Source organism: Bacillus sp. MMSF_3328 (assembly GCF_030733525.1).
Lineage (GTDB): Bacteria > Bacillota > Bacilli > Bacillales > Cytobacillaceae > Bacillus_AB > Bacillus_AB infantis.
Genome location: NZ_JASHIV010000001.1, coordinates 1 through 26493, shown reverse-complemented (window position 1 = coordinate 26493; position 26493 = coordinate 1). Strand labels below are relative to the sequence as shown.

Genomic DNA, 26493 nt, shown 5'->3' with positions numbered 1-26493 from the left:
ATCCAGCGCCATGCACATGCGCCGCTTTCTGCCCAATCCAAAAAAAGCAGACCCTGTAAAGGCCTGCTTGTTTTACCATATTCATGATGTGACGGCTGCTTCATTTTTAATCAGTACTGCTTTGATTGTAAAATAGTCGATTTCATCCCCGAGGAGCTCTTTAATGGGCTTAAGCTTTGTATCTCCGCTTTCCACGGCTGCCGACATGATCTTCTGCTCTGTTTCCTCATCAAACAGCTCAGACCAGTTGAAAGGATTCCCTTCAGTCACTGCCCGGAGGACATGGTTCTGGACGGTCACTAAAGAAAAGCCGCGCTGCTTGGCAATCTCTTTTATGCCCATCCCCTCCATATAGTGCTTGTAGGAAACCATATAGCTTGGCTCCTCATCAACCTTGAGCCTGTCCGCCTGTTTTTCCCCTTTCGGGGGGAGGGCAGACGGCGGTTCAATATTGTTTTCCCGCATATATAATTTGATTTCCTCAGCGAACATGCTGCCGTATTTATCATACTTCATCTGCCCGACGCCTTTGATCTGCAGCATAGACTCTCCATCAGCCGGGTAATACTTGCTCATTTCGCGCAATGTGCTATCAGGGAAAACAACATATGGCGGGATTTTCCCCTGTTCAGCCACCTGCTTCCGCAATGCACGCAGCCGTTCAAACAGGTCATGATCCCCTTCAGCTTCGGGCTTCTGTTCGATTGCCTTTGTTTTGCGCATCATGATCGTTTCCTGTCCCTTAAGAACCCCTTGGACCCTTGATGTCAGCATGATCACCGGATACTTCCCGTCTGTCAGGCTGAGGAAACCTTCAGCAAGCAGATAGTTAATAACAGCAGCAATTTCTTTTTCTGCACGATTTCGCATCAATCCATAGGTAGACAACTCATTGAATTTCATATCACGGATTCTTTTATTATTGGAACCTTTCAGCACCTGCGCTGTCAGACTCACGCCAAAGCGCTCACCCATGCGCTTTATACATGAGAAAATCATCTGTGCTTCAAGCGTAATATCAATCTTCTCTCTGTCATCCATGCAATTGCTGCATTTTCCGCAGCGGCTTTCATCGCTTCCATGGTCGAAGTACTCAATGATGTAGGATTGAAGGCATTGCTCTGTATGGCAATAGTTCACCATCCGGTTCAGCTTGCTGAATTCAAGCTCCCTGTTCCGGCTGTCAAGGCCGGTTTCCTCGATCAGGAACTTCTGCAGCTGGATATCCTGCTGGGCGAAAAGAAGGATGCATTCACTCTCCTCCCCGTCACGCCCGGCCCTGCCGGCTTCCTGATAATAGGCCTCAATATTCTTCGGCAGGCTGTAATGGATAACAAAACGGACATTTGATTTATCAATCCCCATGCCAAACGCATTGGTGGCCACCATGATGTCTGTCTGGTCATGGACGAAATCATTCTGGGCTGTTTTCCTGTCTTCCTCATTCATGCCGGCATGGTAGCGTGAAGCCGGGATGTTTTTCCCCTGCAAAAATTGCTGCAGCTGATCGGTTTCCTTGCGGCTCGAGGTGTAAATAATACCCGGCTGTCCTTGATGCTTACGGATATAACTTGCAATGAATTCTCTCTTGTTGACGCCTTTGGCCACTTTAAAAGCAAGGTTTTCCCTCGCGAACCCGGTAATGAATATATCTTCGTCCCTGATCTGCAGCAGCCCGCAGATATCATTGGCCACATCCTCTGTCGCAGTTGCGGTGAGCCCGACAAGGATCGGCCTGCCGTTCAACTGCCCGAGCGCAGGAATAATGGAGCGGTAGCTCGGCCTGAAATCGTGGCCCCATTGGGAGATACAATGTGCTTCATCGAATACAATCATCGAAATATCGATGGAATTCAGCAGATGGATGAATCCAGTGGAATCAAAACGCTCCGGCGCAGCATAAACCAGCTTATACTCTCCATTCCGGATCCCTGAGGTCCTTTCCATCAGCTCCTGCTGAGTGAGGCTGCTGTTTATGAAAGTGGCGGACACGCCTGCTGCAAGCAATGCGTCTACTTGGTCCTTCATTAAAGAAATGAGCGGGGAAATGACGATGGCGGTGCCAGGCATCGCGAGTGCGGGAATTTGAAATGAGAGGGATTTTCCTCCTCCTGTCGGGAGGATGCCAAGAGTATGGCGGCCATTCATGACATTCTGAATGATTTCTTTTTGGCCATTACGGAAGGTGGAATAGCCGAAATATTGCTTGAGCAGCTTTTCCGCTTGTTCTATCAATATCATCACCTTTTTCTTTTAGAGATACTAGAATTGTACCATTTTCGGAAGCCTTATGCCTTTATTTCTGCTATTAACTTTTGGCATTGTTAAACATTGCTGTTGATTTTGGGCTCATATCAGCTGTTCTGAAATGAGCCCAAAATCAACAAGGTACAATAACACAGCCTGACTTTTTAAAAAATTGAACAGCAAAAGCCCCCAAAAAGGAGGCTATGCTTCCAGCTTTATTTTTTCAATATGGTCAATCGGCCTTTGCAGCCATTGGCCCGCAATCTTCGTAAAAATGCTTATGGATCCTGTCGCAAAATATTTATGGACAGGCTCGTCCGCACTTTGATTGAGCAATCCCCGGTAGTCCAGTATGGTGCTGACTTCCCTTGCGGTCTCTTCACCTGAGCTGATCACTTTCACACCCGGCCCCATGATATTTTTAATCAAGGGTTCAAGCAGCGGGTAGTGCGTACACCCAAGGATCAGTGTATCAAGATCCTTGTTCCTTAAAGGCTTCAAGGTTTCAGCAACAATTTTCTTGGCTACAGCACTCCCATATTCCCCGCTTTCCACAAGCGGGACAAATTTCGGGCAGGCCAAAGGTTTCACACATACCTTCCGGTTGATTTGCTTAAGGGCCTTTTCATAGGCTTTGCTGTTGACCGTGCCGATCGTGCCGATGATTCCGATCTTATTGCTTTTGGATACCTTTAAAGCCGCCCTTGCCCCGGGATAGATGACCCCAAGGACAGGAATGGGGAGCTTTTCCTGTATTTCCTCAAGCACGACCGCAGTTGCCGTATTACAGGCAATCACAAGCATTTTGATATCCTGAGTCAATAAAAACTCAGTCATCTGCCATGTAAACCGCCTTACTTCTTCAGCCGTCCTCGGCCCGTAGGGGCACCGGGCAGTATCTCCCAAATAAACGATATTCTCATTCGGCAGCTGCCTCATGACTTCTTTTGCCACTGTCAAACCGCCGACCCCTGAATCAATGATCCCAATTGGTTGCTTCAAACATACCGCCTCATTTTTCGCGCATATCTTGGTGTAATTGCGTTAAGTTGTTCTTCAGTACGGTTACTTCATCCTTGGAGAAATTCTTGAGAACCTCGCGCAAGTAGATCTGCCTCTTCACGATAACCTCTTCGATGATCCGCTCTCCCTCCGGCAGCAGATGGATGCGGACGACCCGCCTGTCATTCGGGTCCTTCACTCTCTGGACGAGCTCGTTTTTTTCCATTCTGTCCACAAGGTCTGTCGTTGTACTGAAGGCTAAATACATTTTATTAGAAAGCTCGCCGATTGTCATGTCCCCTTCCTCGTGCAGCCACTGCAGGGCAACAAACTGTGGGGGCGTAATTGTATAATTGCTTAATATTTCCCGGCCTTTTTGCTTAATGATGCCGGATATGTAGCGAAGGTCTTTCTCAATATCTGCAACAATATCAATCGTTTCTTTTATGTCTTTATTATTTCCATGCGTCATCCCATACAACTCCCATTTAAGCAATTCCAGTCTTTATGCAGGCGGAAAGATTGCAGTTCTTTGCTTTATTGTCTACTTTTTTCATCCAATTTTCAAGATGGAAATCCAGGCAATGCAAAAAATGCGTCAATTCTGCAGACTGCACGTCCTGCCGGCAGGCTCTCCCCTGCAAAACTGCCCTATAAAATATGATAACCGGCAACCTTATCCAAGATTGCCGGCCATAATCAAAGTTCTAGCTCTCCCATTCGAAGGAGCTCTACAACGGCTTGAGAACGCCCCTTAACGCCAAGCTTTTGCATAGCATTTGAAATATGGTTGCGAACCGTCTTTTCGCTAATAAATAGTTCACCAGCGATTTCTTTCGTTGTCTTGTCTTGAACTAATAGCTCGAATACTTCTCTTTCACGTTTGGTGAGTAACGGCTTGTGAGTATATTCGTTCTCCTTCAAGTATTGTAACCCTCCTTGCCTTCGCCAGCTATGAACCGCGGGATGGGTATATATTTAGTCACCATATCATATGTAATCTGTACTGGCGGAGTGACTGCATTTACTGGAAGGAGAGATTATTTTTTCTAAAAGGGCTATTGCCTGGTTTAGTTGGGGGTCCGCGCCATACAGCCACATGATTTATGATTCATGCTCCATACACCTGCTCCCCCAATTATATGCAGCTGCAGGAGCAGGTGTGAAAGAACTGCTCCTGCGGCTTAAGCGTGGATGGTTTTTCCGGCTGTAAGAAGATTCCTCATTCCCTCGGTCCAGGGTACGCCTTTTCCTGTTTTCCTGGAAATTTGCACGATTGTCCCCCTGCCCGCAAAGCAGACTGCTCCATCTTTCCGTTTTGCCATATAATGAAGATCTGCTGAAGACCGCCCAATGCTTTCTGCTTTTACATGGATGCTGAGGCTTTCATCGAAAAATACCTGCTTCAGGAAATCGCACTGCAGATCGGCTACAACAGGAATCGTTTCGTTCCCAGGCTTCACCCATTCCTGCATGAAGCCGATGCTCTTGAAAAACTCTATTCTTGCTTCCTCAAAATATGTGAAGGGAACTGTGTTATTCAAATGGCCAAACATATCTGTTTCTGAAAACCGGACCTTGACAGGATGGGAAAACACAAAGCTTTCCTCCCAAGCCGCAAAGTCATCAACATAATTCATTTTACTCATGACGCGCCTCCAATAATGAATGAACATTCAGTCGTTTTATATTATTATAATTTCTTTCACCGGATTTGGAAACATCAAATGCACAAAAACCCCCTTTCAGCCTGAAAGGGGGTCTGTTCTATTAAGCCTGATCGCTTCCGAAGAAGCTTTTGAATGACTGGATTGTTGTATCCCGGTTCAATGCTGCGATTGAGGTAGTCAAAGGGATGCCTTTCGGGCAGGACTGAACGCAGTTCTGGGAATTTCCGCAGTTCGCCAGTCCGCCATCGCCCATGATCTGCTCCAGGCGTTCGGATTTATTCATTTCACCAGTTGGATGGGCATTGAACAAGCGCACCTGTGATAACGGGGCAGGACCGATGAAATCGGCTTTGCTGTTCACATTCGGGCAGGCCTCAAGGCAAACGCCGCAAGTCATGCACTTGGACAGCTCATAAGCCCATTGGCGCTTCTTCTCAGGCATGCGCGGTCCAGGTCCAAGATCGTATGTTCCGTCAATCGGAATCCATGCTTTCACCTTTTTCAGGGAGTCGAACATGCGGCTTCTGTCTACCTGAAGGTCGCGGACGACAGGGAATGTACGCATCGGCTCAAGCCTGATCGGCTGCTCGAGCTTGTCGACAAGCGCAGTACAGGATTGGCGCGGCTTGCCGTTTATGATCATTGAGCAGGCGCCGCATACTTCTTCAAGACAGTTCATGTCCCATGCAATCGGCGTCGTGCTCTCCCCTTTGGAATTTACCGGATTACGGCGGATTTCCATCAGTGCTGAGATAACGTTCATATTCGGGCGGTAAGCCAGTTTGAACTCTTCTTGATAAGGGGCTGAATCAGGCGAGTCCTGCCGGGTGATTTGAAATGTAACTGTTTTGTTTTCAGACATCGTTTATTTTCCCCCTTTCTTCTTCGTGTAATCACGTTTACGAGGCGTGATCAGGCCTGTATCTACTTCCTCATAATGGAATTGAGGCGCTGAATCAGGACCAGCGAACTTTGCCATGGTCGTTTTCAGGAACTCATCATCATTACGGTCAGGAAATTCAGGCTTATAGTGAGCCCCGCGGCTTTCATTCCGGTTATAGGCACCAATTGTGATGACCCTGGCAAGCTGCAGCATGTTTTGAAGCTGGCGTGTAAAGACAGCTCCCTGATTGCTCCATTTTGCTGTGTCATTGATATTGATATTTTTATACCGTTCAAGCAATTCTACGATTTTTTCATCAGTTTTCAATAGCTTATCATTATGGCGGACAACCGTTACATTATCTGTCATCCATTCGCCCAGCTCTTTATGGAGAACATATGCATTCTCTGTTCCATCAAGGGACATGATGCTGCTCCATTTTTCTTCTTCCTGTCTGACATACCTGTCGAAAACGGAAGAAGAAACATCTTCTGCACTCTTTTCAAGGCCGGCGATATATTCGAGCGCTTTCGGACCTGCAACCATTCCGCCGTAGATGGCAGACAGAAGGGAGTTGGCGCCCAGGCGGTTTGCACCATGCTGGGAATAATCGCACTCCCCTGCTGCAAATAATCCTGGGATATTCGTCATCTGATCATAATCTACCCACAGTCCGCCCATCGAATAGTGTACGGCAGGGAAAATTTTCATAGGTACCTTGCGAGGGTCATCCCCCATGAATTTTTCATAGATTTCAATGATTCCGCCAAGCTTGATGTCAAGCTCTTTAGGATCTTTATGGGACAGGTCAAGATAAACCATGTTCTCGCCATTGATGCCAAGCTTCTGATTGACGCAGACATCGAAGATTTCACGTGTGGCGATATCACGAGGCACCAGGTTTCCGTAGGCTGGATATTTCTCCTCCAGGAAGTACCATGGCTTCCCATCTTTATAGGTCCATACACGGCCGCCCTCACCGCGTGCTGATTCACTCATCAGGCGCAGTTTGTCATCCCCCGGGATGGCTGTCGGATGGATCTGGATGAATTCGCCGTTTGCATAATATGCTCCCTGCTGATATACAATCGATGCAGCAGACCCTGTGTTGATGACAGAGTTGGTTGATTTTCCGAAAATGATGCCCGGGCCTCCGGTTGCCATGATTACGGCATCCCCTGAGAACGATTTGATCTCCATGGATGTGAGATTTTGAGCAATTACCCCGCGGCAAATGCCTTCATCATCGACGACAGAGCCAAGGAACTCCCAGCCTTCATATTTTGTTACAAGGCCAGCCACCTCATGGCGGCGCACCTGCTCATCCAATGCGTACAAAAGCTGCTGGCCGGTCGTGGCGCCTGCAAATGCTGTACGGTGATGCTGGGTTCCGCCGAAGCGCCTGAAGTCCAGCAGTCCTTCCGGTGTACGGTTGAACATGACGCCCATGCGGTCCAATAAATGGATGATTCCCGGCGCTGCTTCAGTCATGGCCTTTACAGGCGGCTGATTGGCAAGGAAATCTCCCCCGTAAACCGTATCATCGAAATGCTCCCAAGGTGAATCTCCTTCACCCTTTGTGTTGACCGCTCCATTAATACCGCCCTGGGCACAAACAGAGTGAGAACGTTTAACCGGGACAAGAGAAAATAATTCAACCGGAGTCCCTGATTCTGCTACTTTAATTGTTGCCATCAAGCCGGCCAGTCCGCCGCCGACAACGATTACTTTTCCTTTACTCATCATGGCTCACTCCCTCAATACTAGTACAGCTCTATTTCAAACTAAGCCTAAGCGCATTTTCCCATGCGCTATGCTGAAAATTACAAGATTAAAGCACTCTGAAACTCTTAAACAAATGCCGTGATTGCGCGGATTCCAACGATGGAAAGGGCAATGAAAATTGCGATTGTAACATAAGTGGAAATCAGCTGTGAACGAGGAGTAACGGTGATTCCCCAGCTTACTGCGAAAGACCACAAACCGTTTGCAAAGTGGAATATTGTAGAAATAACGCCGACAATGTAGAACCAGAACATAAACGGATTCGACAAAATATTCTCCATCATCTGGAAGTTGACATCTGCGCCAAAAGCGGCTGCAACCCTTGTCTCCCACACATGCCAGGTAATGAAAATAAGCGTCACTACACCGGAAACACGCTGGAGAAGGAACATCCAGTTGCGGAAAAATCCGAATCTGCCAGCATTATTCTTAGCAGTAAAAGCAATATAAAGGCCATAGATCGCGTGGAACAGCAAAGGCAGGAAGATGACTACAGTTTCTAAGACATATCTGAATGGAAGCTGCTCCATAAAGTGTGCTGCCTTGTTAAACGATTCTTCTCCTCCTGTTGCAAAATGGTTCACTACAAGGTGCTGAACAAGAAACAGCCCAACTGGAATGACCCCAAGTAATGAATGCAGTCTGCGATTGAAAAACTCCCGATTACCTGCCATTGATTTACCCCCCCTGAATTTTGAAGAAATGATGAAAGGCCTTTTCTATGAAAATATTATTTCTGGAAAACAGGTCCTTTCCATCATCGAGAAAATGTTAATTATTCATTTTCTTACAATTAAGTGACATGTCCATTTTACTCCCATCGGAATAGAGCGTCAAGAAAACGGATACATAAAATATATGATATAAATAAAATTTTTAAAATATATTGATATTATATAAAGAACGAAAATCCTCTATTTGGCTATGATTCCTTATGTATAGGAGAATATATTGAAATAGCATTTTTTTCTTATAGGACTGAAGCTGTTTTTTCTTGAATCAGTGCTTTATTTTTATCTGGATTGTATATAATAGAATCATAGAAAGAGGGGAGACGATTGAGCAATATGACATCTGCAGAAACAAAGGCTGAGCACGGGCCGGAAACCGTCCCTGCTTTCGGCTATGAATTGATCCGGGAAGAGATTCTTACCGATATGCTCGGCAAGGATGCAGCCGAAATACTTTATTGGGCCGGCAAAAGGCTGGCAAGGAAATACCCGCTTGAATCAATGGAAGCAGTCATTGAGTTTTTTGAAAACGCCGGATGGGGAAATCTTGCTGTAAAAGAAGAAAAAAGGAGCGAAATGGAGCTCCAGCTTTCAAGCCCATTGTTCGCCAGGCGCTTTAAGGAAAATCCTGATTGCACTTTTCAGCTCGAAGCCGGTTTTCTTGCACAGCAGCTGGAATCCCAGAAAGAACTGCTCTCTGAAGCCTTTGAGCATCCCAAAAAAAGGGGCGGCCTTGTCCTTTTCACAGTGAAGTGGGATAAAAAAGACCGCATCAGCCCGCTATAATGGATAAGCTGCTGTAAGCATAAAAGAAGGGATGGCACGAAGCGCGGCGCGCATCCGGGAGGAGATCCTTCCCCGATGCATCCAGCCCGGCGCCTCTGCCATCTTTTTTGATTTACACGCTCTTTGCCGGAGTGCCTGACAGTTCGAACGCTTCGTGGAGGGCTTCCACCGCTTTGACCATAGAGCTGTCACTGATGACCGTTGACACCTTGATCTCTGAAGTGCTGACCATCTTGACCTGGATCCCATTTGAAGAAAGCACTTCGAACATCTCCGCTGCCACCCCAGGATTCGACACCATTCCCGAACCGACAATAGACACTTTTGCAAGTCCTGATTCTGATTCAATCCGGTCATATTTCAGTGTATCCCGATTGTTCTCCAGAACCTTAAGCGTTTCTTCCAGATCATCATTTTTAATTGAAAAAGACAGGCTTCCTGTTTGTCCTTCAGCAACACTCTGAATAATGATGTCAACATTGATGTGATGCGCAGCAAGTGTCGTGAAGACAGTGGACAGGCCCTTCAGGCTGTCCTCCAGCCCAAGGATTGCTACCTTGGTGATCGCATTTTCAAAAGCTACTCCCCGTACAACTAAATTTTCTTCCATCGTTGGCTCCTCCTCAATGATCGTTCCTCTTTCCCTTTCAGTGCTTGATCTGACTTCAAGCGGCACTTCATAATTCTTGGCAAATTCCACTGCCCTCGGATGAAGCACACCTGCGCCGAGATTCGCAAGCTCTAGCATTTCGTCATATGACAGGGACTGCAGCTTCCTTGCTCCTTTTACATAGCGCGGGTCAGTCGTATAGACGCCTGTCACATCTGTATAAATATCGCACTTATCCGCTTTCAGCACTGCTGCCAGCGCCACTGCCGTTGTATCTGAGCCGCCGCGTCCAAGGGTGGAAATGCTCCCATCTTCTGTTACTCCCTGGAATCCGGCAACCACGACGATCTTTCCTTGATTAAGCTGATTTTGGATTTTCTCCGGATCTATATGTACAATCCTTGCGTTCCCATGCACAGCCTCAGTTTCTATTCCTGCCTGCCATCCAGTGAAGGAGATGCTTTCATAGCCTTTTTCGTTCAAAGCCATGCTCAAAAGGCTGATTGTCACCTGTTCACCTGTTGTAAGGAGCATATCCATTTCACGCTTGCTGGGCGAAGCAGAAATTTCCCTGGCCAGGCCTACAAGCTGGTCAGTCGTTTTCCCCATTGCAGATACAACAACGACTACGTCATTGCCTCTCTCTTTTTCTTCAATTGCGCGCTCTGCTGCATTCATGATTCTTTCTGTGCTGCCAACAGAAGTCCCTCCGAATTTCTGGACAATTAATCCCATCGTTTCTCCTTCTTTCATCTGGATATCGTTTTTCCGGCCGCCTGACATGTAAAAGAGAGGTTATCCATTGCTGATTTGAACACAAAAAAGCAATGAGAATAACCATCCCATTGCTGTGTTTTAAATACATATAAAATATGCCCACACAGTGAGATAGCTCTCCAAGACGGCGCTGTCTTGACAATCCAGTATTTATTCAATACAGGACCAGAAAAGAAAGAAATGAGACTTCCTTTTCTTCGGCAAACATTCCCTTTCAAAGCTTTTCACGGAAACTCATCTTTCTCCAAGCTTTTACTGATGAAGTTTGCACCTCTACCTTCACTTTAATGCTATAAAGTGATATTGCTATAAAGTTGAAATCATTATATCATAGCGTTTTTTTTATATCAATGCTATTCAGATAATTTATTTTTTAATTCCTGTGCGACATTAGCCGGAATTCCGATAGCTGTAAATTCATCCAAGCCGGCTTCTTTCATTTTCTTTACGGATCCGAAGGTTTTCAAAAGCAGCTTCTTTCTCTTCTCGCCAATTCCGGGAATGTCATCCAACAATGACTGGAAGGCGCTTTTTCCGCGGAGCTGCCGGTGGAAGGTGATGGCGAAGCGGTGGACTTCATCCTGGATGCGCTGAAGCAGATAAAACTCCTGGCTGTTCCGCTCAAGCGGTATGATTTCCAGCGGATTCCCATACAAGAGCTGGGAAGTCCTGTGCTTCTCATCCTTGGCAAGGCCGGATATCGGGATATCAAGCCCGAGCTCATTTTCAAGTACATCCCTGACCGATTCAATATGGCCTTTCCCGCCGTCGACAATAATAAGATCCGGAATGGGCAGACCTTCTTTAAGCACCCTGGTGTACCGCCTCCGGACAGCCTCGCGCATGGATTCATAATCATCCGGTCCCTTGACTGTCTTGATCTTATATTTCCTGTATTCGCGCTTTTCCGGTTTGCCGTCTATGAATACAATCATGGCAGAAACCGGGTCAGTGCCCTGGATATTCGAGTTATCAAAAGCTTCAATGCGGTGCGGCGTATAAATGCCCAGCTGCCTGCCAAGATTTTCAACCGCTTTGATCGTCCGTTCCTCATCCCGTTCTATAAGGGAGAACTTCTCCTGGAGGGCAATCCTGGCATTTTTCCCCGCCAGCTTGACCAGATCTTTCTTCTGGCCGCGCTGCGGTTTGAGCACCTTTACTTCCAGGAGCTTTTCTGCCATTTCTTCATTGACCGTATCCGGCACCAGAATTTCACGCGGTTTAAAATGGTTTGCCTTTGTATAGAACTGGCCCATGAAGGTAAGCATTTCTTCCTCAGGCTCCCCGTAAACCGGGAACAGCGAAACATCTCTTTCAATCAGCTTCCCCTGTCTGATAAAAAAGACCTGGACGCACATCCAGCCCTTATCGACGGCAAAGCCGAATACATCGCGGTCAGTAAAATCGGTCGATGTCATTTTCTGTTTTTCCATCGTCGCTTCAATATGGGCGATCTGGTCCCTCAGTTCCTTCGCCCTTTCAAAATCCAGTTCCTCTGCTGCTGCCGTCATTTTGACTGTAAGCTCTTTCTTGATGTCTTTGTAGCCGCCGTTCAAAAATCGTGCAATCTCATCGACAATATCTTTATACTGCTTTTCGCTGACCGGCTTGACGCAGGGCGCCAGGCACTGGCCCATATGATAGTACAGGCAGACCCTGTCAGGCAGGGTCGAGCACTTCCTGAGCGGATAGATCCGGTCAAGCAGCTTTTTTGTTTCATTCGCCGCCTGGACATTCGGATATGGCCCAAAGTACTTCCCTTTGTCTTTTTTGACATTCCGGGTTGTGATCAGCCTTGGATGGCGTTCAGCTGTCAGCTTGATGAACGGGTAGCTTTTGTCGTCCTTCAGCATGACATTGTATTTTGGATCATACTTTTTGATCAGGTTCATTTCAAGAATGAGGGCTTCCATATCTGATGATGTGACAATATATTCGAAATCCTCAATTTCATTTACAAGGCGGAGCGTTTTGCCGTCATGTGAACCGGTAAAATAAGAGCGGACTCGGTTCTTCAGTACCTTTGCTTTCCCAACGTAAATCACGGTATCCTGCCTGTCCTTCATAAGGTAGCAGCCTGGCTGGTCCGGCAGCAGCATCAGCTTATTCTTGATTCTTTCGTTCATATTTTCACCCCCGGTGCAAAATCAATCTATATACACGCATTGCGTTACAATTTAGATGCCGCCCTTCCATTTTAATAAAAATTACAAAAGGAAAAAAGCAATAAAGGAAAGGAGGGCAAGATTACTATTATAAAAATTCCACAGGACTGCGTCAATATTTTCTTTTTTTATGAAAACTTCCAGCCTGGCATCAGGAGACATAAGGCAATATTATACATAACAAAACCCCGGCTCTTAGAACCGGGGCCATCTTCAATGTTTACGCGTGTTTTGAAAGAAGTTCTGAAAGAGCTTCTTTTGGCTGGAAGCCGACCACTTTGTCAACGACTTCGCCATCTTTAAGGACCAGCAGTGTAGGAATGCTCATGACACCGAACTTGCCTGCTGTTTCCTGATTTTCATCTACATCGATCTTGACGATTTTCACTTTGTCGCTCATTTCGCTGTCAAGCTCTTCAAGCACAGGTGCAATCATTTTGCATGGTCCGCACCATGGTGCCCAGAAGTCAGCAAGAACCAGGCCAGAGCCAGTTTCTGTTGCAAAAGTTTGATCAGTCGCATTTGTAATTGCCATAATATATGCCTCCTAAAAAGTATAGAGTTTGCCGGGAAGTCCCGTCTGGATTCAGATTGAACAATACAGTTTTCCCGGGCAGCATATCTATGCCTGGCTGCCCAATCAAACCGCCAGCTCGAATTCTAATGACAGTATATCACCGTTTCCCTGACGAAGCTAATAATCTGTTTCGTCCGTAATATACCCTTTTAACACTGTTATATTCATGGTTTGACCCAGAATTAAACCAGGGCCAAAAGAGAAAGAGCGGCTCGTGCCGCTCCCCTCATTATGCGTTTACAACGACCTTTCTGAATTCCTCGGTCAGCAGCGGGAGCACTTCAAACAAGTCTCCGACGATCCCGTAGTCTGCCACTTTGAAGATATTTGCTTCAGGATCTTTATTGATGGCTACAATCACCTTTGAATTGGACATCCCGGCTAAATGCTGGATGGCGCCGGAGATGCCGCATGCGATATAAAGATCCGGTGTAACAACTTTTCCAGTCTGGCCGATCTGAAGTGAATAATCACAGTACTCTGCATCACAGGCACCGCGGGAAGCCCCGACCGCTCCTCCAAGAAGATCTGCAAGCTCCTTCAGCGGCCCGAAGCCGTCTTCACTCTTGACGCCGCGGCCTCCTGCTACAATTACTTTCGCTTCAGAGAGGTCCACCCCTTCAGAAGCTTTTCTTACCACTTCTTTAATGATGGTGCGCAGGTCTTTGATTTCAACAGAAAGTGAAGCTGTATCCCCAGTGCGTGACTCATCCTTTTCAAGCGGTGCGATATTATTTGGCCTGATCGTTGCAAAGATCAGCCCGTCTGTGATGATCTTCTTTTCAAAAGCTTTGCCTGAATAAATCGGGCGTGTGAATACGATATTTCCGCCGCTTTCTTCAACGCTGACTGCATCAGAGATGAGGCCGGATTCAAGCTTTGCCGCAATCCTCGGCGACAGGTCTTTCCCAAGCGCTGTATGTCCGCACACGATCCCTTCCGGACCTTCAGAATCCACCACAGCCAGGAGTGCCTGTGAAAAGCCGTCTGAACTATATTGCTTCAGCTTTTCGTCCTCCACAGTAACAACCCTGTCTGCACCGTACTGGATCAGCTCTGCTCCCAGTGCGCTGACTGAATCCCCAATCAGAACGCCGACAACCTCGCCTCCTTCAGATGCAATTTTGGCAGCTGCAATCGCTTCGAACGATACATTCCGCAATGATCCGTCCCTGACTTCGCCCAATACCAATACTTTTCTAGCCATTTTGTGTACCTCCTGAGTATTTATTCTGTATCAATGAATTAAATGACTTTCGCTTCAGTGTGAAGAAGGCTGACAAGCTCTTTGACCTGGTCTTCAAGGTCGCCTTCCAGCACTTTACCGGCTTCCTTCTTCGGAGGGAGATATATTTCGATCGTCTTTGTCTTCGCCTCTACATCATCTTCTTCAAGGTCAAGATCATCCAGCTCAAGCTCCTCAAGCGGCTTTTTCTTCGCCTTCATGATTCCCGGCAGAGAAGGATATCTCGGTTCATTCAAGCCCTGCTGAGCTGTAGCTAGAAGAGGAAGGCTTGTTTCAATCACTTCAGAATCACCTTCAACATCCCGGACGATCGTTGCTGTTGTACCGCTGATGTCCAGTTTCGTGATAGTAGTGATATAAGGGATATCCAGCAGCTCTGCGACACGGGGGCCAACCTGGCCTGAGCCGCCGTCAATGGCCACATTTCCTGCCAGGATCAAATCGGCTTCTTTGTCCTTTAAGTATTCGGACAGGATCTTGGCTGTTGTGAACTGGTCTCCAGCTTCCACATCATCTTCCGTGTTGATCAGTACCGCTTTGTCAGCTCCCATCGCAAGTGCGGTCCGGAGCTGCTTTTCAGCTTCCTCCGTGCCTACGGAAATGACCGTGACTTCGCCGCCATGCTCATCCCTCACCTGGATCGCTTCCTCGACGGCATATTCATCGTACGGGTTAATGATGAATTCTGCGCCATCTTCATTGATCTGTCCGCCCGAAATGGAAATTTTCTCCTCGGTATCAAAGGTTCTTTTTAATAAGACATAAATGTTCATTATGTTCCCTCCCAAATTGATAGGTTAGATGAATCGAATAATTGTTTGCGTTTACATTTTAGAAAAAAATATCAGTTTAAAAGATTGGGAAAATTCAGGGCGGAGTAAATCCCCAGCCAAGAAGCTGAGGGAAACACTCTCTTTGCAGCAGTTATTTTCCTTTAAAAGCAGGCTCTCTTTTTTCAATGAAAGCCGAGATCCCTTCCTGCCCATCTTCAGAGGCGAACACTTTTCCAAAGAGTTCCGCTTCTTTTTCTACCCCATTATAAAACTCAGCATGCTTGGAATGGCTGAGAAGCTCAATTGCCGCTTTCAGCGCGATCGGGCTCTTCCTGGCAATTTTCTTTGCCATATTAAACGCATTCTCCAGCAGCTCTTCTTCAGGGAATGCATGGTTGGCCAAGCCATACTGGACTGCCTGGATGCCTGTGATCGGATCACTTGTGAACAGCATTTCCGCTGCCCGTGCAGATCCTACCAGCCTTGGCAGCCGCTGTGTGCCGGCAAAGCCCGGGACAAGACCCAGCTGAAGCTCTGGAAGGCCCAGCTTGGCTGTTTCGGAAACAAGCCTGAAATGGCAGCCCATGGCAAGCTCGAGGCCCCCTCCAAGCGCAGCTCCGTGAATGGCGGCAATAATCGGCTTCGGAAATGATTCCATCCTTTCGAACAGATCCTGGCCGAACTTGCCCAGTTTAGAAAAGTCGCCGCTGGACTCTACCTCTGTAAATTCTTTGATGTCAGCGCCCGCTGAGAAGAAACGGCCTTCCCCATGGATGAGGACCACCCTGACCTCGTCAGTTTCTTCAATTTCATCCAATACACCGGAAAGCTCTTTAAGCACGCCGGAAGAAAGTGCATTTGCAGGAGGCCGGCTGATTGCAATCTCGGCAACCATATCCTGATGCGACCAAGTTAAATACTCCATGTTTACCCTCCTATAATCGTCGGTTTACTCTTATTATCAGAGTCTGCCTGCCCTAACGGCTGGAACAGCCGTGCACAAGCAGTTTATGGACAGCAGGGGCCAGATCAGTCAGGCTGTACTTTTGGTCGTTCATGACCCAGGTCGTTACAGTTTCGTCTATTGTGCCAAAAATCATCTGTCTGGCCAGCCTGATATCAAGCGAGGGTGAAAATTCCCCGGTTTCAATTCCTGATGCAAGTATCTGATCGATCGCCTTCAAATAGCCTTTCAGCACGTCATTGATTTTTAAGCGCAAATCCTTATTGGACTGCCTTAATTCAAGCTGGGTGACAATGGCCAGATGGTGATCTTCAGATAAAAGCTTGAAATGATTTTCGACCATCATTAATAATTTCTCTGTGGCTGAGTCATTTCCTGCAATATTCTGTTCGATTTTTTCAACAAAAGATCCCATTTTCTCTTCAAAAAGTGAAATCAGGATATCTTCCTTATTCTTAAAATATAAGTATATCGTCCCGTCAGCCACCCCGGCCTGCCTCGCAATTTTCGAAACCTGGGCCTGGTGGTAGCCGTTTTCTGCTATAACCACTACAGCAGCTTCAATAATTTGCATATATTTTGGTTTATTCTTCTTCAACATTTTTCCCCCGTTCCATTTATCAAAAAGCGCAAAGAAAGGGATAATGCTGTCATGCAGATTGTTCCTTTGTGCTAAAATGAATGAATCATCATTCATATTTTTATAATAGTATTACAAGCAAAAGTTGTCAAGAATTTGTCATGATAAAATTTTCTTATCGGCGCTGAGGCGGACAAGCTCTATTTTTCAAAATAAAGAGTCCGAATGGAGATCCGGCCTCAGGAAGGATCTGAATCTGTTTGTTTATACTTTACTCTATTATCCGCTATTTTAAAAATGATCAGGCTTGCTTTTTCTGTTCTTCTTCCAATTTCTTTTTCTCTTCTTCTACAAGAGCCCGGCGCAGTATTTTTCCGACGGCTGTTTTCGGGAGCTCACTCCTGAATTCATAAATCCTTGGAACCTTGTAGGCAGCAAGATGTTTCCTCGCAAATTCATTCAATTCTTCTTCGGATGCCTCATGCCCTTCTTTCATGACTATATAGGCTTTGACCGTTTCCCCCCTGTATGGGTCAGGGATCCCTGCAGCCACAACTTCCTGTACGCCCGGATGTTCATAGATGACTTCTTCTATTTCACGCGGGTAAATATTGAAGCCGCCGGCAATGATCATATCTTTTTTGCGGTCCACAACATAGAAATAGCCTGATTCGTCCATATACCCAAGATCACCTGTGAGGAGCCAGCCATCCCTTAGAGTCTGGGCCGTATCTTCCGGACGGTTCCAGTAGCCTTTCATGACTTGAGGGCCCTTTACTGCTATTTCCCCGACTTCCCCGGGAGGCAGCTTTTCGCCATTTTCCATTGAGAACACCGCAGCATCTGTATCAGGCCATGGAACACCAATGCTTCCTTTAACCCGCGGACGGTCCCATAGATAGTTTGAATGGGTGACCGGCGAAGATTCTGTCAGCCCGTAGCCTTCAACGAGCTTTCCTCCCGTCACTTCCTCAAAACGCTGCTGTACTTCAACCGGCAGGGGAGCTGAGCCGCTGATGCAGGAATCGATCGATGACAGGTCATATTTCTGAAGATCCGGATGGTTGAGAAGCCCTATATAGATGGTTGGCGCTCCAGGAAACAGGGTTGGCCTTTGCTTTTGGATGGTTTTCAAAGTTGTCTCGGCATCAAATTTCGGCAGCAGGACCATCTTATATGCCTGCATAATGGAAAGGATCATCACAGTGGTCATGCCGTACACATGAAAAAACGGCAGCAGGCCGAGAACGATTTCTTCCCCGCGGCGGCATTTGTAAAGCCATGCCTGGCACATGGAAGCGTTGCTGACAAGATTCCTGTGGGTAAGCATGACCCCTTTGGGGAATCCTGTGGTCCCGCCTGTATATTGCAGCAGGGCGATATCTTCTTCATAGTCGAAGCTATGCTCCTTCAGGCTGCCGATGGGACGCTTCAATATTTCCTTCAGCAAGTGGTTATTTCCTTCATGCTTCACATTAACTACAATGCCATATTGCTTTTTCTGGATATACGGGTAGACAAGATTCTTCGGGAAAGGGAGAGCATCTTTGACAGCGGTTACAATAATATGCTTGATCTCTGTTTTTGGGACAGCCTTTGAAACACGCGGAAACAGAATATCAAGTGTAATGATGGCTTTTGCCCCGGAGTCTTTCATCTGGTACTCAATTTCTCTTTCCATATAGAGCGGATTGGTCTGGACTACCACCCCGCCCGCTATCAGGATGCCATAGTAGCTGATGACTGACTGCGGGGTATTAGGAAGCATGATGGCCACTCTGTCCCCTTTTTCGATGCCCAGCCCCTGAAGATAGGAGGCAAGCTTGAGCGCCTGCTCATACACCTCCTTAAACGTAAATTCCCTGCCCATAAAGTGAATGGCGCTTTTGGTTGGAAACTCCTCTGCTGCTCTTTTTAAATACTGCTGTACCGGTTCGTCTGTGTATGTCAAAGTCGGGGGGATATCTTCCGGATAGCTTTGAAGCCAAGGCCTTTCTTCTGTCATTTTTTTCCCTCCTTCAAAAATGATTTGTTAGAACATTCTAACTGTTCCCATTCATTATAGTATAAGGAAATAATCATGACAATCTGTATGAGCCAAAGGACCTGCTGTTTGGTTCCTGAAAAATAAAAAAACTGCAGGCATGCCCCGCATTAAGGGTTTGCCTGCAGTTTTTGCCGCCATATGCCGGCGGCTCTAACTTTATGCGATGAAAAATATATACACGGCTCCGATGACTATAAATAGCCCGCAAAGCACCAGAAGAATTTTCGCCAATTTTTCCACAGTTCTCCCGCTCCCTGTTAGATGCCTGCCCCGATGACATATGACAATCCGATTGAAATGACCATGGATATGAATCCGACCGCCTTGTTATTATTTTCGATTTCCTCATCGATCCTGAACTTCGGGGTCAGGAATTCATAAATGAAATAGCCTGCCAGCAAAAGGAAAAACCCGAAGACCCCCCAGCCGATCATGGTGAAAAGTGAATCATGCTGAGAAATGGAATGCCTGAAGATGTTGGCGATCCCGAATATCTTCCCCCCTGTTGCCATGGCTACAGCAATATTGCCTTTTTTGATTTCTTCCCAGTTTTTATATTTAGTGACAAGTTCAAAAATGGCCAAAAACACAATCATGCACAAAATGACGACGCTGTAATATGCCGCTGTCTGGATATACTCATTTTCCCAAAAACCGTTCATTCAGACTCTCCCCATCATTTGAACTCCACCACGGTTACGCCTGATCCGCCTTCACCCGCTTCCCCGAAACGGATCCGCTTTACAGACCGGTGGTTCTTCAAGTATTCCTGCACTCCCTGGCGCAGAGCCCCTGTCCCTTTTCCATGAATGATCGAGACCCGGGGATAATTGGACAATAGCGCATCATCAATATATTTCTCGACTCTGATCAGCGCATCCTCATACCGCTCACCGCGCAGGTCCAGTTCAAGGCCTACATGGGAGTCCCTGCCTTTTACGATGGCCATCGCCTTTGTTTCCTTCGGCTTTGGACTTTTAATAAACTCCAGGTCCCGTTCTTTTACCTTCATTTTCAGGATGCCGATCTGAACCTGCCACTCGTCTTCTGAAGCTCTTTCCAGAAGATGCCCTTTTTGGCCAAAGGTCAGTACCTTTACTTCATCCCCGGCTGCAAAATCATGCTTGTCAGACTTTCTTGCCTCTTTTTTGCTTTTGCTGACTTTCGGTGCAGCATCCTCCAGCTTCTTCCGGGCGTCGATCAGCTCATGCTCCTTCACTTCAGCATGCTTTTCGATGCGCATCTTTCTGAGATCACGGATGATCTCTTCTGCTTCCGCCTTCGCCTTCTCGACAATGTCAGCGGCTTTGGCGGCAGCCTTTTCCTGCATCTCGTCCTTTTGCTCATAATACTCCATCATCTGCTTCTGCATATCCTTATGGAGCATATCAGCGCCCCGCAGCAGCTCGTGAGCCTCTTCCAGCTCTTTTTCCGCCTGGCGCCTGCTGTCTTCAAGAGACGCGATCATGTTCTCGATCTGGCTGCTGTCCTCGCTCACATGGGAGCGTGCAGATTCGATTACAGAATTATCGAGGCCAAGGCGCCTGGAGATTTCAAAGGCATTGCTCCGGCCCGGTACCCCGATCAGGAGTTTATAAGTGGGGCTGAGCGTCTCAATATCGAATTCGACACTGGCATTGATAACTCCTTCCCTGTTATACCCGTAAGCCTTCAGTTCAGGATAATGGGTCGTCGCAATAACGCGGCTGCCCCTTTTGTATACCTCATCAAGGATGGAAATAGCAAGGGCTGCCCCTTCCTGCGGATCTGTCCCGGCTCCAAGCTCATCGAAAAGGACAAGGCTTTCAAAATCAGCCTTGGCTAAAATATCAACAATATTGACCATATGTGAAGAAAATGTACTCAAGCTTTGTTCAATAGACTGCTCATCCCCGATATCCGCATAGACAGCCCCAAATACAGACACCTCTGATCCATCCAGAGCAGGAATCTGCAGGCCTGCCTGGGCCATCAGCGTACACAACCCCACAGTCTTAAGCGTTACAGTCTTTCCTCCGGTATTCGGTCCCGTAATCACAATGGTTGTGTAGTCCCTGCCTAAGGAAATATCGTTAGCCACCGCTTCATCTATCGGCAACAGCGGATGCCTTGCCTTGAATAGATTGATCCTTCGCTCATTATTCACTTCCGGCTTGGATGCTTTAAGCCTCCTGCTGTACCTTCCCTTTGCAAACATAAAGTCAACCTCGGCCAGGACCTCGACGATCATATCGAGCTCAGGCTGATAGGCCGCCGCCCGTCCGGAAAGTTCAACTAGTATGCGCTCAATTTCCTGCTGTTCCTTCACCCTGATGCTCTGCAGCTCGTTGTTCAGCTGCACGATTGCCTGCGGTTCAATGAACAGCGTCTGCCCTGATGAGCTTTGATCATGGATGATTCCCCCGTAATGGCCGCGGTATTCCTGTTTGACCGGGATGACAAAACGGTCATTCCGGATGGTGATAATGGCATCTGACAGCATTTTCGCCGCATTGGAAGAACGGATCATGCTCTCCAGCCGCTCACGCACACGTGACTCCCTTGTGCGAAGCTGTGTTCTGATGGACCGGAGGGCATCGCTCGCACTATCCAGCAGTTCGCCGTTTTCATCGATTGCCATGCGGATGGCCTCTTCAAGCTCAGCCAGCACGATTACCCTATCCATATACTCAGTCAGTATCGGCAGTTCTGATTCTTCGTTTGAAAAATCATCAACAAAGCGCTTCAGCTGTCTGCTTGCATGGACTGTGCTTGCAATCTGCACCAGTTCCTGGGGGCTCAGCATGCCTCCAATCACTGATCTTTTTACATGGGGACGGATATCAAAAATGCCCCCAAGCGGAATATTGCCTTTTATCCGCAGCACTTTAACCGCTTCATCTGTTTCCTCCTGCAGCCGCACCACTTCTTCGTAATCGGCAGAAGGAAGGAGCACTTCTGCTTTGCTGCGTCCAAGCGAAGATGACACATGCTCAAGCAGCTGCTCCCTGACTTTATTAAATTCAAGCACCTTAAGCACCCGTGAATCCATGGAGTAATTCCTCCCTTTTTCTTTCTAGTCCTTCTCTATATAAGCCCTCAAGTCCGGCTGTAATTCTCCGCCTTTGACAAAGGGATCATCAATCATTCCGTTTAAGGAAGGAAAGAAGTTCTTCCATGCTGTAAGCATTTATCACATTTTCCTTCCTCAGCCATGCCTTTCTCCCTGCTGCAGCACCGATTTCCATATGGATGAGAGTGTCAAGCTTATGCGCATCTGTATTGATGACAAGCTTCACTCCCGCCTCCTGTGCCTTCCTTAAATGTTCTGCTGCCAAATCAAGCCGGTTCGGGTTGGCATTCAGCTCCAGGGCAGTATTTGTCTCCCTGGCAAGCTCGATCAGCATCTCCATATCCACCTGATAGCCTTCCCTCCGGCCGATCAGCCTGCCGGTCGGGTGGGCGATGATATCCACATGGCCGTTCATCAGGGCCGTCTTCAGACGTTCCATTATTTTATCCTTTGGCTGGCTGAAGGAGGAATGGATCGAGGCGATGACCACATCAACTTCTGCCAGCAAGTCATCTTCAAAATCGAGCGTCCCATCCGGAAGGATATCCATCTCGATCCCTGTCAGGATTTTGAAGTCGTCATATTTTTCATTCAAACTCCTGATCTCTTCCATTTGCTTTCTCAGTCTTTCCGGCGTCAGTCCATTTGCTACCTTCAGGTACTGGGAATGATCAGTGATGGCCAAATATTGATAGCCTCTTTTGCGGCATGCCTCTGCCATTTCTTCAATAGTGTGGGCTCCGTCGCTCCAGGTGGAGTGCATATGAAGATCTCCCTTTATATCTTCCAGGGAAATGAGCTCCATGCCTGCCTTAAAATATTCTACCTCACGGCCGTCCTCGCGGATTTCCGGAGGGATGAAAGGGAGGCCGAAATGCGCATAAAAGGCTTCTTCATCCTTGAAAGTAAGGACTTCGCCCGTTTCAGCATTCTCAACACCATACTCACTTATTTTTTCTCCGCGTTCCTTTGCCAGCTGGCGCATCCGCACATTATGGTCCTTAGAGCCGGTAAAATGATGAAGCGCTGTCGCAAATTCATCCTGTGATACGATCCGGAAATCAGCAGACACATCATACTGATGATCAAATGTCAGCGAGACCTTTGTGTCGCCTGCAGCAATGACATCCTTAATGCCCGGAAGGCTGAGCAGGGCTTCTTTCACTGATGAAGGATCATCGGAAGCAATGATAAAATCCAGGTCCTTGACTGTTTCCCGCATCCTGCGCAGGCTGCCTGCCCTGGAGAACCTGATGATCGAATCCACCCCTGCAAGCCTTGCTTCAATATCCTCTGCAATCGGAAGCATAAAGGCAGCCGGGAGACGGTCCGGCCTTTTACCTGCATTGGCAAGCGCTTCAAGGATCTTTTCCTCTGTTTTCTTTCCGAAGCCTGCAAGCGCCTGAACCCTGCCGTCCCTGCATGCCTGCTCAAGGTCTTCAGCGTCCTCGACCCCAAGCTCCTTATAGAGCTTCGCTATCTTCTTGCCGCCAAGTCCCGGCAGCTGGAGCAGCGGGATAAGGCCTGCAGGCACTTCTTCCTGCAACTCCTTCAGCACGGTTGATGTTCCTTCTTCGATATATTCCTCGATGACCGCAGCCGTCCCTTTACCGATACCGGAAAGCTTCGTGAAATCCTTTATTTCTGAAAACTTGTCATCATTTGCTTCCAGGGCTCCTGCAGCCTTCCGGAAGGCCGCGACCTTGAACGGATTTTCACCTTTCAATTCCATATATACTGCTATTGTCTCCAATAGTCTTACCACATCTTTTTTATTTGGGTTCATTTTCTGCACCTGCCTTTAGAACATTCTCTCTCCTTATCCTTACCCTGAAACAGCGATTATTCTCCCATTCCATCCAGGAGAGCATATAAGTATAATAGCAAACATAGCCTACTATCACGATTTTTTAAAAAAACTGTGCTAAACACGGCTGTTGATTTTGGGGAATCAGCACAGCTGAGTGGCGAGTTGAAACAGAGTTTGACATGAATGAGCCCCAAAACAGCATGTACCACTAACAAAGCATTATAAAAAGAAAACTTCTCTGCTCAAAGAGAAGTTATGCAGCCTTATATTCAATCCACATTTCCTTTAGCTGCTGCGAAAGTGCAGGTGTATGGTTTATGATGAACTTTGCGGTGCCTGAATCATCGATCGGCTGCTGGACTGCTTCCACAGGGAGCAGTGCTCCTATGTATAACAAGATAAAAATGATAAGATAGACTTCAGCAAAACCGAGCAGTCCGCCTGCCCAAACATTGAGCTGCTTCAGCACAGGCAGTGAAGATACAAAATCCAGCATGCTGCCGATGATCTGCAGAATGATCCTTACAGCAAAAAAAATCACGACAAAAGCAATGGCGCGATAATAGGCATCCTCCATATTGGCATTGTCGAAAAACAGCTGAAGGGAAGAATCGCTTCCAAAATTCGGATAGGGCACCCAGAGGTTCAGCTTGGGAGCGAGGTCATCATAGTACATATTTGCTGCAATAAAAGCAACGATGAAGCCTGCTAAATGGATGAGCTGAAGGATAAACCCCCTTTTTAATCCCATAAAAAATCCAAAAACCAGTAATATTAAAATGGCGAGATCCAACATGACCCTGTTCAGTCCTTTACTCTTTTTAATTCATCTTCAAGCCGTTCAAGGCGGTCTAATATCTTAATATAATCATTAACGGCATTGACTGCCGTCAGGACGGCAAGCTTGCTGCTGTCAAGTGAAGGATTCATGGAGCTTATTTCGCGCATCTTTTCATCAACCATAGAAGCGACAAGCCGGATATGGCCTGAGCTTTCCTGGCCGACGATGACATACTGCTGTCCATAAATATCAACACTTGTGCGGTTTTTCTGCGTATCTGACAACGCTAATGCCCCCATTCCTTCCAAATCCTAATCTATATGATAACATGAACGTAAAAGAGTGGGAAGTCAAAGCCTGTCAAATTAAGCCGTATCAAGGGGAATGCTGCTGTTTTTATGGATCATTTACATGAAGACTGATGCTGGAGTTGATCGGCGGATTCAATTTTGGCCTGTAAAGTTTTGTTTATACATATATATTTCTTTTCTAGGAGTGGTAGATATGAGCCATGTTGTACTTCAGAAACATCCCTCGGAAATCGAGGAAATGAAAGCTTACTATAAGCCGAACCTGTCCGGAAAAACACCACAGGGAGGCATTTTTGCCGCCAAAACGGCAAATTGCAGTATAACTGCATATAAATCCGGGAAGGTGCTTTTCCAAGGGGCCGGCTCTGCATCAGAAGCGGCAAAATGGGGAAGCCCTGCCGAAAAAAAGGCGGCATCACCCAAAAGCCCCCAAGGCTCCCACCTTCCGCCTTCTTTTGAAAGCCTTTCTGTCATCGGATCAGATGAGGTCGGGACAGGCGATTATTTCGGTCCAATCACTGTTGTTGCGGCATATGCAAAAAAAGAAAGCCTCCAGCTGCTGAAGGAACTTGGCGTAAAAGATTCAAAACATCTGAAGGATGACCAGATTATCAGGATTGCCAAGGAAATAAAAGAGGTTGTTCCGTACAGCCTGCTGACGCTTAAAAACAGCAAATATAACCAGCTTCAGCAGTCAGGCATGTCCCAGGGGAAGATCAAAGCGCTGCTTCACAACCAGGCAATCGGCAATGTGCTGAAAAAGATGGCACCAGAAAAGCCTGAAGCCATCCTGATTGACCAGTTTGCAAAAGAAGATGTCTATTATAGACATCTTCAAGGACAGTCAGTGATCCAAAGGGAAAATGTCTTTTTCAGCACAAAGGCTGAAGGCATCCACCTCTCGGTCGCCGCCGCCTCCATTCTGGCCCGCTACGCCTTCCTGCGGTATTTCGACAAGCTCAGTGAAGAAGCCGGATTTACCCTGCCAAAAGGTGCCGGGGCTCAGGTGGATAAAGCTGCGGCACGGCTGATCAAGGCTAAAGGAAGGCAGGTTCTGCCTGATTTTGTGAAATTGCATTTCGCTAATACAGAGAAAGCTTCGCGGATTGCAGGCATTTAGCCTGAGACTTAAAAAGGAAGCTGCAGCTAATTGATTCTGCAGAAAAAAGGGGTACGGAATCTTCCGTACCCCTTTTTACGCTTATGCGACCTTTATTCAACAATGTGTCTCCTGTATTAATTAAATTATCCGGGGTGCAGAGCTGAAATCATAACTTTCGTAACCCTGTTAATCGGATTGGAAGGCACGTAGGCTCCGGCGGGACTGCACGGGCAATTTTCACACAATCCGGGCGCAGCGGGAGAAAGCCCAACTTATCCTAAGGAGCAACGGACTTTAATCAGACATCTGCAGCCTCTTTAATTGGCCCTGCAAACTTACCCAACTAATTTTAAGAACCCTGTTGATTGGAGTGCAAGGCACGCAGACTCCTGCGGGATTGCAGCGGCAATGCTGAGACCCCGCAGCGCGCAGCGGGAGGAGGCTCAGCGTCGCCCAGCGGAAAGTGAAGTGCCTGGAACGGAAATCAACAGCCCCATTAGCTGAGCCTGCAAACTTGCCCAACTAATTTTAAGAACCCTGTTGATTGGAGTGCAAGGCACGCAGACTCCTGCGGGATTGCAGCGGCAATGCTGA

Annotated in this window: 23 protein-coding genes and 1 riboswitch; of the genes, 2 read left to right on the top strand and 21 right to left on the bottom strand. The window is 47.2% G+C overall.

Annotated features, from left to right (window positions below; translation table 11 throughout):
* Positions 1–81: 81 nt before the first annotated feature.
* From recQ to RBB45_RS00080, 8 genes are all read right to left on the bottom strand, one after another.
* Positions 82–2241: a DNA helicase RecQ gene (recQ, locus tag RBB45_RS00115; RefSeq protein ID WP_187445328.1), complete on the bottom strand. Its 2160-nt coding sequence runs from the start codon at positions 2239–2241 to the stop codon at positions 82–84.
* 207 nt (positions 2242–2448) lie between these two features.
* Positions 2449–3249 (bottom strand): glutamate racemase, encoded by an 801-nt coding sequence (gene racE / locus RBB45_RS00110; RefSeq protein ID WP_101550482.1) that lies wholly within the window; start codon positions 3247–3249, stop codon positions 2449–2451.
* A 10-nt stretch (positions 3250–3259) separates the two neighbouring features.
* A complete protein-coding gene (locus RBB45_RS00105; protein WP_022544251.1) occupies positions 3260–3721 on the bottom strand; it encodes a MarR family winged helix-turn-helix transcriptional regulator in 462 nt (153 codons plus the stop codon).
* A gap of 227 nt (positions 3722–3948) precedes the next feature.
* The gene (gene gerE / locus RBB45_RS00100) at positions 3949–4173 is read right to left on the bottom strand and encodes a spore germination transcription factor GerE (protein ID WP_009796032.1); all 225 of its coding nucleotides are present in this window, start codon (positions 4171–4173) and stop codon (positions 3949–3951) included.
* A gap of 260 nt (positions 4174–4433) precedes the next feature.
* A complete protein-coding gene (locus RBB45_RS00095; protein WP_022544252.1) occupies positions 4434–4898 on the bottom strand; it encodes an acyl-CoA thioesterase in 465 nt (154 codons plus the stop codon).
* A 121-nt stretch (positions 4899–5019) separates the two neighbouring features.
* A complete protein-coding gene (gene sdhB, locus RBB45_RS00090; protein ID WP_306009006.1) occupies positions 5020–5781 on the bottom strand; it encodes a succinate dehydrogenase iron-sulfur subunit in 762 nt (253 codons plus the stop codon).
* A gap of 3 nt (positions 5782–5784) precedes the next feature.
* On the bottom strand, positions 5785–7545 hold the full coding sequence (gene sdhA, locus RBB45_RS00085; protein ID WP_129613948.1) for a succinate dehydrogenase flavoprotein subunit: 1761 nt from the start codon (positions 7543–7545) through the stop codon (positions 5785–5787).
* A gap of 107 nt (positions 7546–7652) precedes the next feature.
* On the bottom strand, positions 7653–8261 hold the full coding sequence (locus RBB45_RS00080; RefSeq protein WP_009796028.1) for a succinate dehydrogenase cytochrome b558 subunit: 609 nt from the start codon (positions 8259–8261) through the stop codon (positions 7653–7655).
* Positions 8262–8654: 393 nt separating this feature from the next.
* Between RBB45_RS00080 and RBB45_RS00075 the strand changes: the two genes are divergently transcribed.
* On the top strand, positions 8655–9104 hold the full coding sequence (locus tag RBB45_RS00075; protein ID WP_009796026.1) for a YslB family protein: 450 nt from the start codon (positions 8655–8657) through the stop codon (positions 9102–9104).
* Positions 9105–9216: 112 nt separating this feature from the next.
* On the opposite strand, the gene RBB45_RS00070 is transcribed toward RBB45_RS00075, so the two are convergent.
* The 13 genes from RBB45_RS00070 to zapA form a co-directional block, all read right to left on the bottom strand.
* Entirely contained in the window at positions 9217–10449 is a 1233-nt protein-coding gene (locus tag RBB45_RS00070; RefSeq protein WP_101550609.1) for an aspartate kinase, read from the bottom strand.
* A gap of 146 nt (positions 10450–10595) precedes the next feature.
* A riboswitch (Lysine riboswitch) is annotated at positions 10596–10775 on the bottom strand.
* A 69-nt stretch (positions 10776–10844) separates the two neighbouring features.
* Positions 10845–12617, bottom strand: coding sequence for an excinuclease ABC subunit UvrC (gene uvrC, locus RBB45_RS00065; RefSeq protein ID WP_101550484.1), 1773 nt, complete (start codon positions 12615–12617; stop codon positions 10845–10847).
* 259 nt (positions 12618–12876) lie between these two features.
* Entirely contained in the window at positions 12877–13191 is a 315-nt protein-coding gene (gene trxA / locus RBB45_RS00060; RefSeq protein WP_009796020.1) for a thioredoxin, read from the bottom strand.
* Positions 13192–13462: 271 nt separating this feature from the next.
* Positions 13463–14440 (bottom strand): electron transfer flavoprotein subunit alpha/FixB family protein, encoded by a 978-nt coding sequence (locus tag RBB45_RS00055; RefSeq protein ID WP_306009005.1) that lies wholly within the window; start codon positions 14438–14440, stop codon positions 13463–13465.
* Positions 14441–14478: 38 nt separating this feature from the next.
* Positions 14479–15252 (bottom strand): electron transfer flavoprotein subunit beta/FixA family protein, encoded by a 774-nt coding sequence (locus RBB45_RS00050; RefSeq protein WP_009796018.1) that lies wholly within the window; start codon positions 15250–15252, stop codon positions 14479–14481.
* A 151-nt stretch (positions 15253–15403) separates the two neighbouring features.
* A complete protein-coding gene (locus tag RBB45_RS00045) occupies positions 15404–16177 on the bottom strand; it encodes an enoyl-CoA hydratase (RefSeq protein ID WP_022544255.1) in 774 nt (257 codons plus the stop codon).
* Positions 16178–16229: 52 nt separating this feature from the next.
* Positions 16230–16814 (bottom strand): fatty acid metabolism transcriptional regulator FadR, encoded by a 585-nt coding sequence (locus tag RBB45_RS00040; RefSeq protein ID WP_009796016.1) that lies wholly within the window; start codon positions 16812–16814, stop codon positions 16230–16232.
* 283 nt (positions 16815–17097) lie between these two features.
* Entirely contained in the window at positions 17098–18801 is a 1704-nt protein-coding gene (locus RBB45_RS00035) for a long-chain-fatty-acid--CoA ligase (RefSeq protein ID WP_101550486.1), read from the bottom strand.
* Positions 18802–19100: 299 nt separating this feature from the next.
* A complete protein-coding gene (locus RBB45_RS00030) occupies positions 19101–19505 on the bottom strand; it encodes a DUF350 domain-containing protein (RefSeq protein WP_009796014.1) in 405 nt (134 codons plus the stop codon).
* A gap of 14 nt (positions 19506–19519) precedes the next feature.
* Entirely contained in the window at positions 19520–21874 is a 2355-nt protein-coding gene (locus tag RBB45_RS00025; protein WP_306009004.1) for an endonuclease MutS2, read from the bottom strand.
* 88 nt (positions 21875–21962) lie between these two features.
* Entirely contained in the window at positions 21963–23681 is a 1719-nt protein-coding gene (polX, locus tag RBB45_RS00020) for a DNA polymerase/3'-5' exonuclease PolX (protein ID WP_306009003.1), read from the bottom strand.
* Between the two features lie 277 nt (positions 23682–23958).
* Positions 23959–24501 (bottom strand): CvpA family protein, encoded by a 543-nt coding sequence (locus RBB45_RS00015; RefSeq protein ID WP_009796010.1) that lies wholly within the window; start codon positions 24499–24501, stop codon positions 23959–23961.
* Positions 24502–24509: 8 nt separating this feature from the next.
* Complete coding sequence (gene zapA / locus RBB45_RS00010) at positions 24510–24770, bottom strand: cell division protein ZapA (protein ID WP_022544258.1); 261 nt, start codon at positions 24768–24770, stop codon at positions 24510–24512.
* Positions 24771–24990: 220 nt separating this feature from the next.
* Here zapA and rnhC point away from each other — a divergent pair, with 220 nt between their 5' ends.
* Positions 24991–25917, top strand: coding sequence for a ribonuclease HIII (gene rnhC, locus RBB45_RS00005; RefSeq protein ID WP_129613936.1), 927 nt, complete (start codon positions 24991–24993; stop codon positions 25915–25917).
* The last annotated feature ends 576 nt before the right edge of the window (positions 25918–26493 follow it).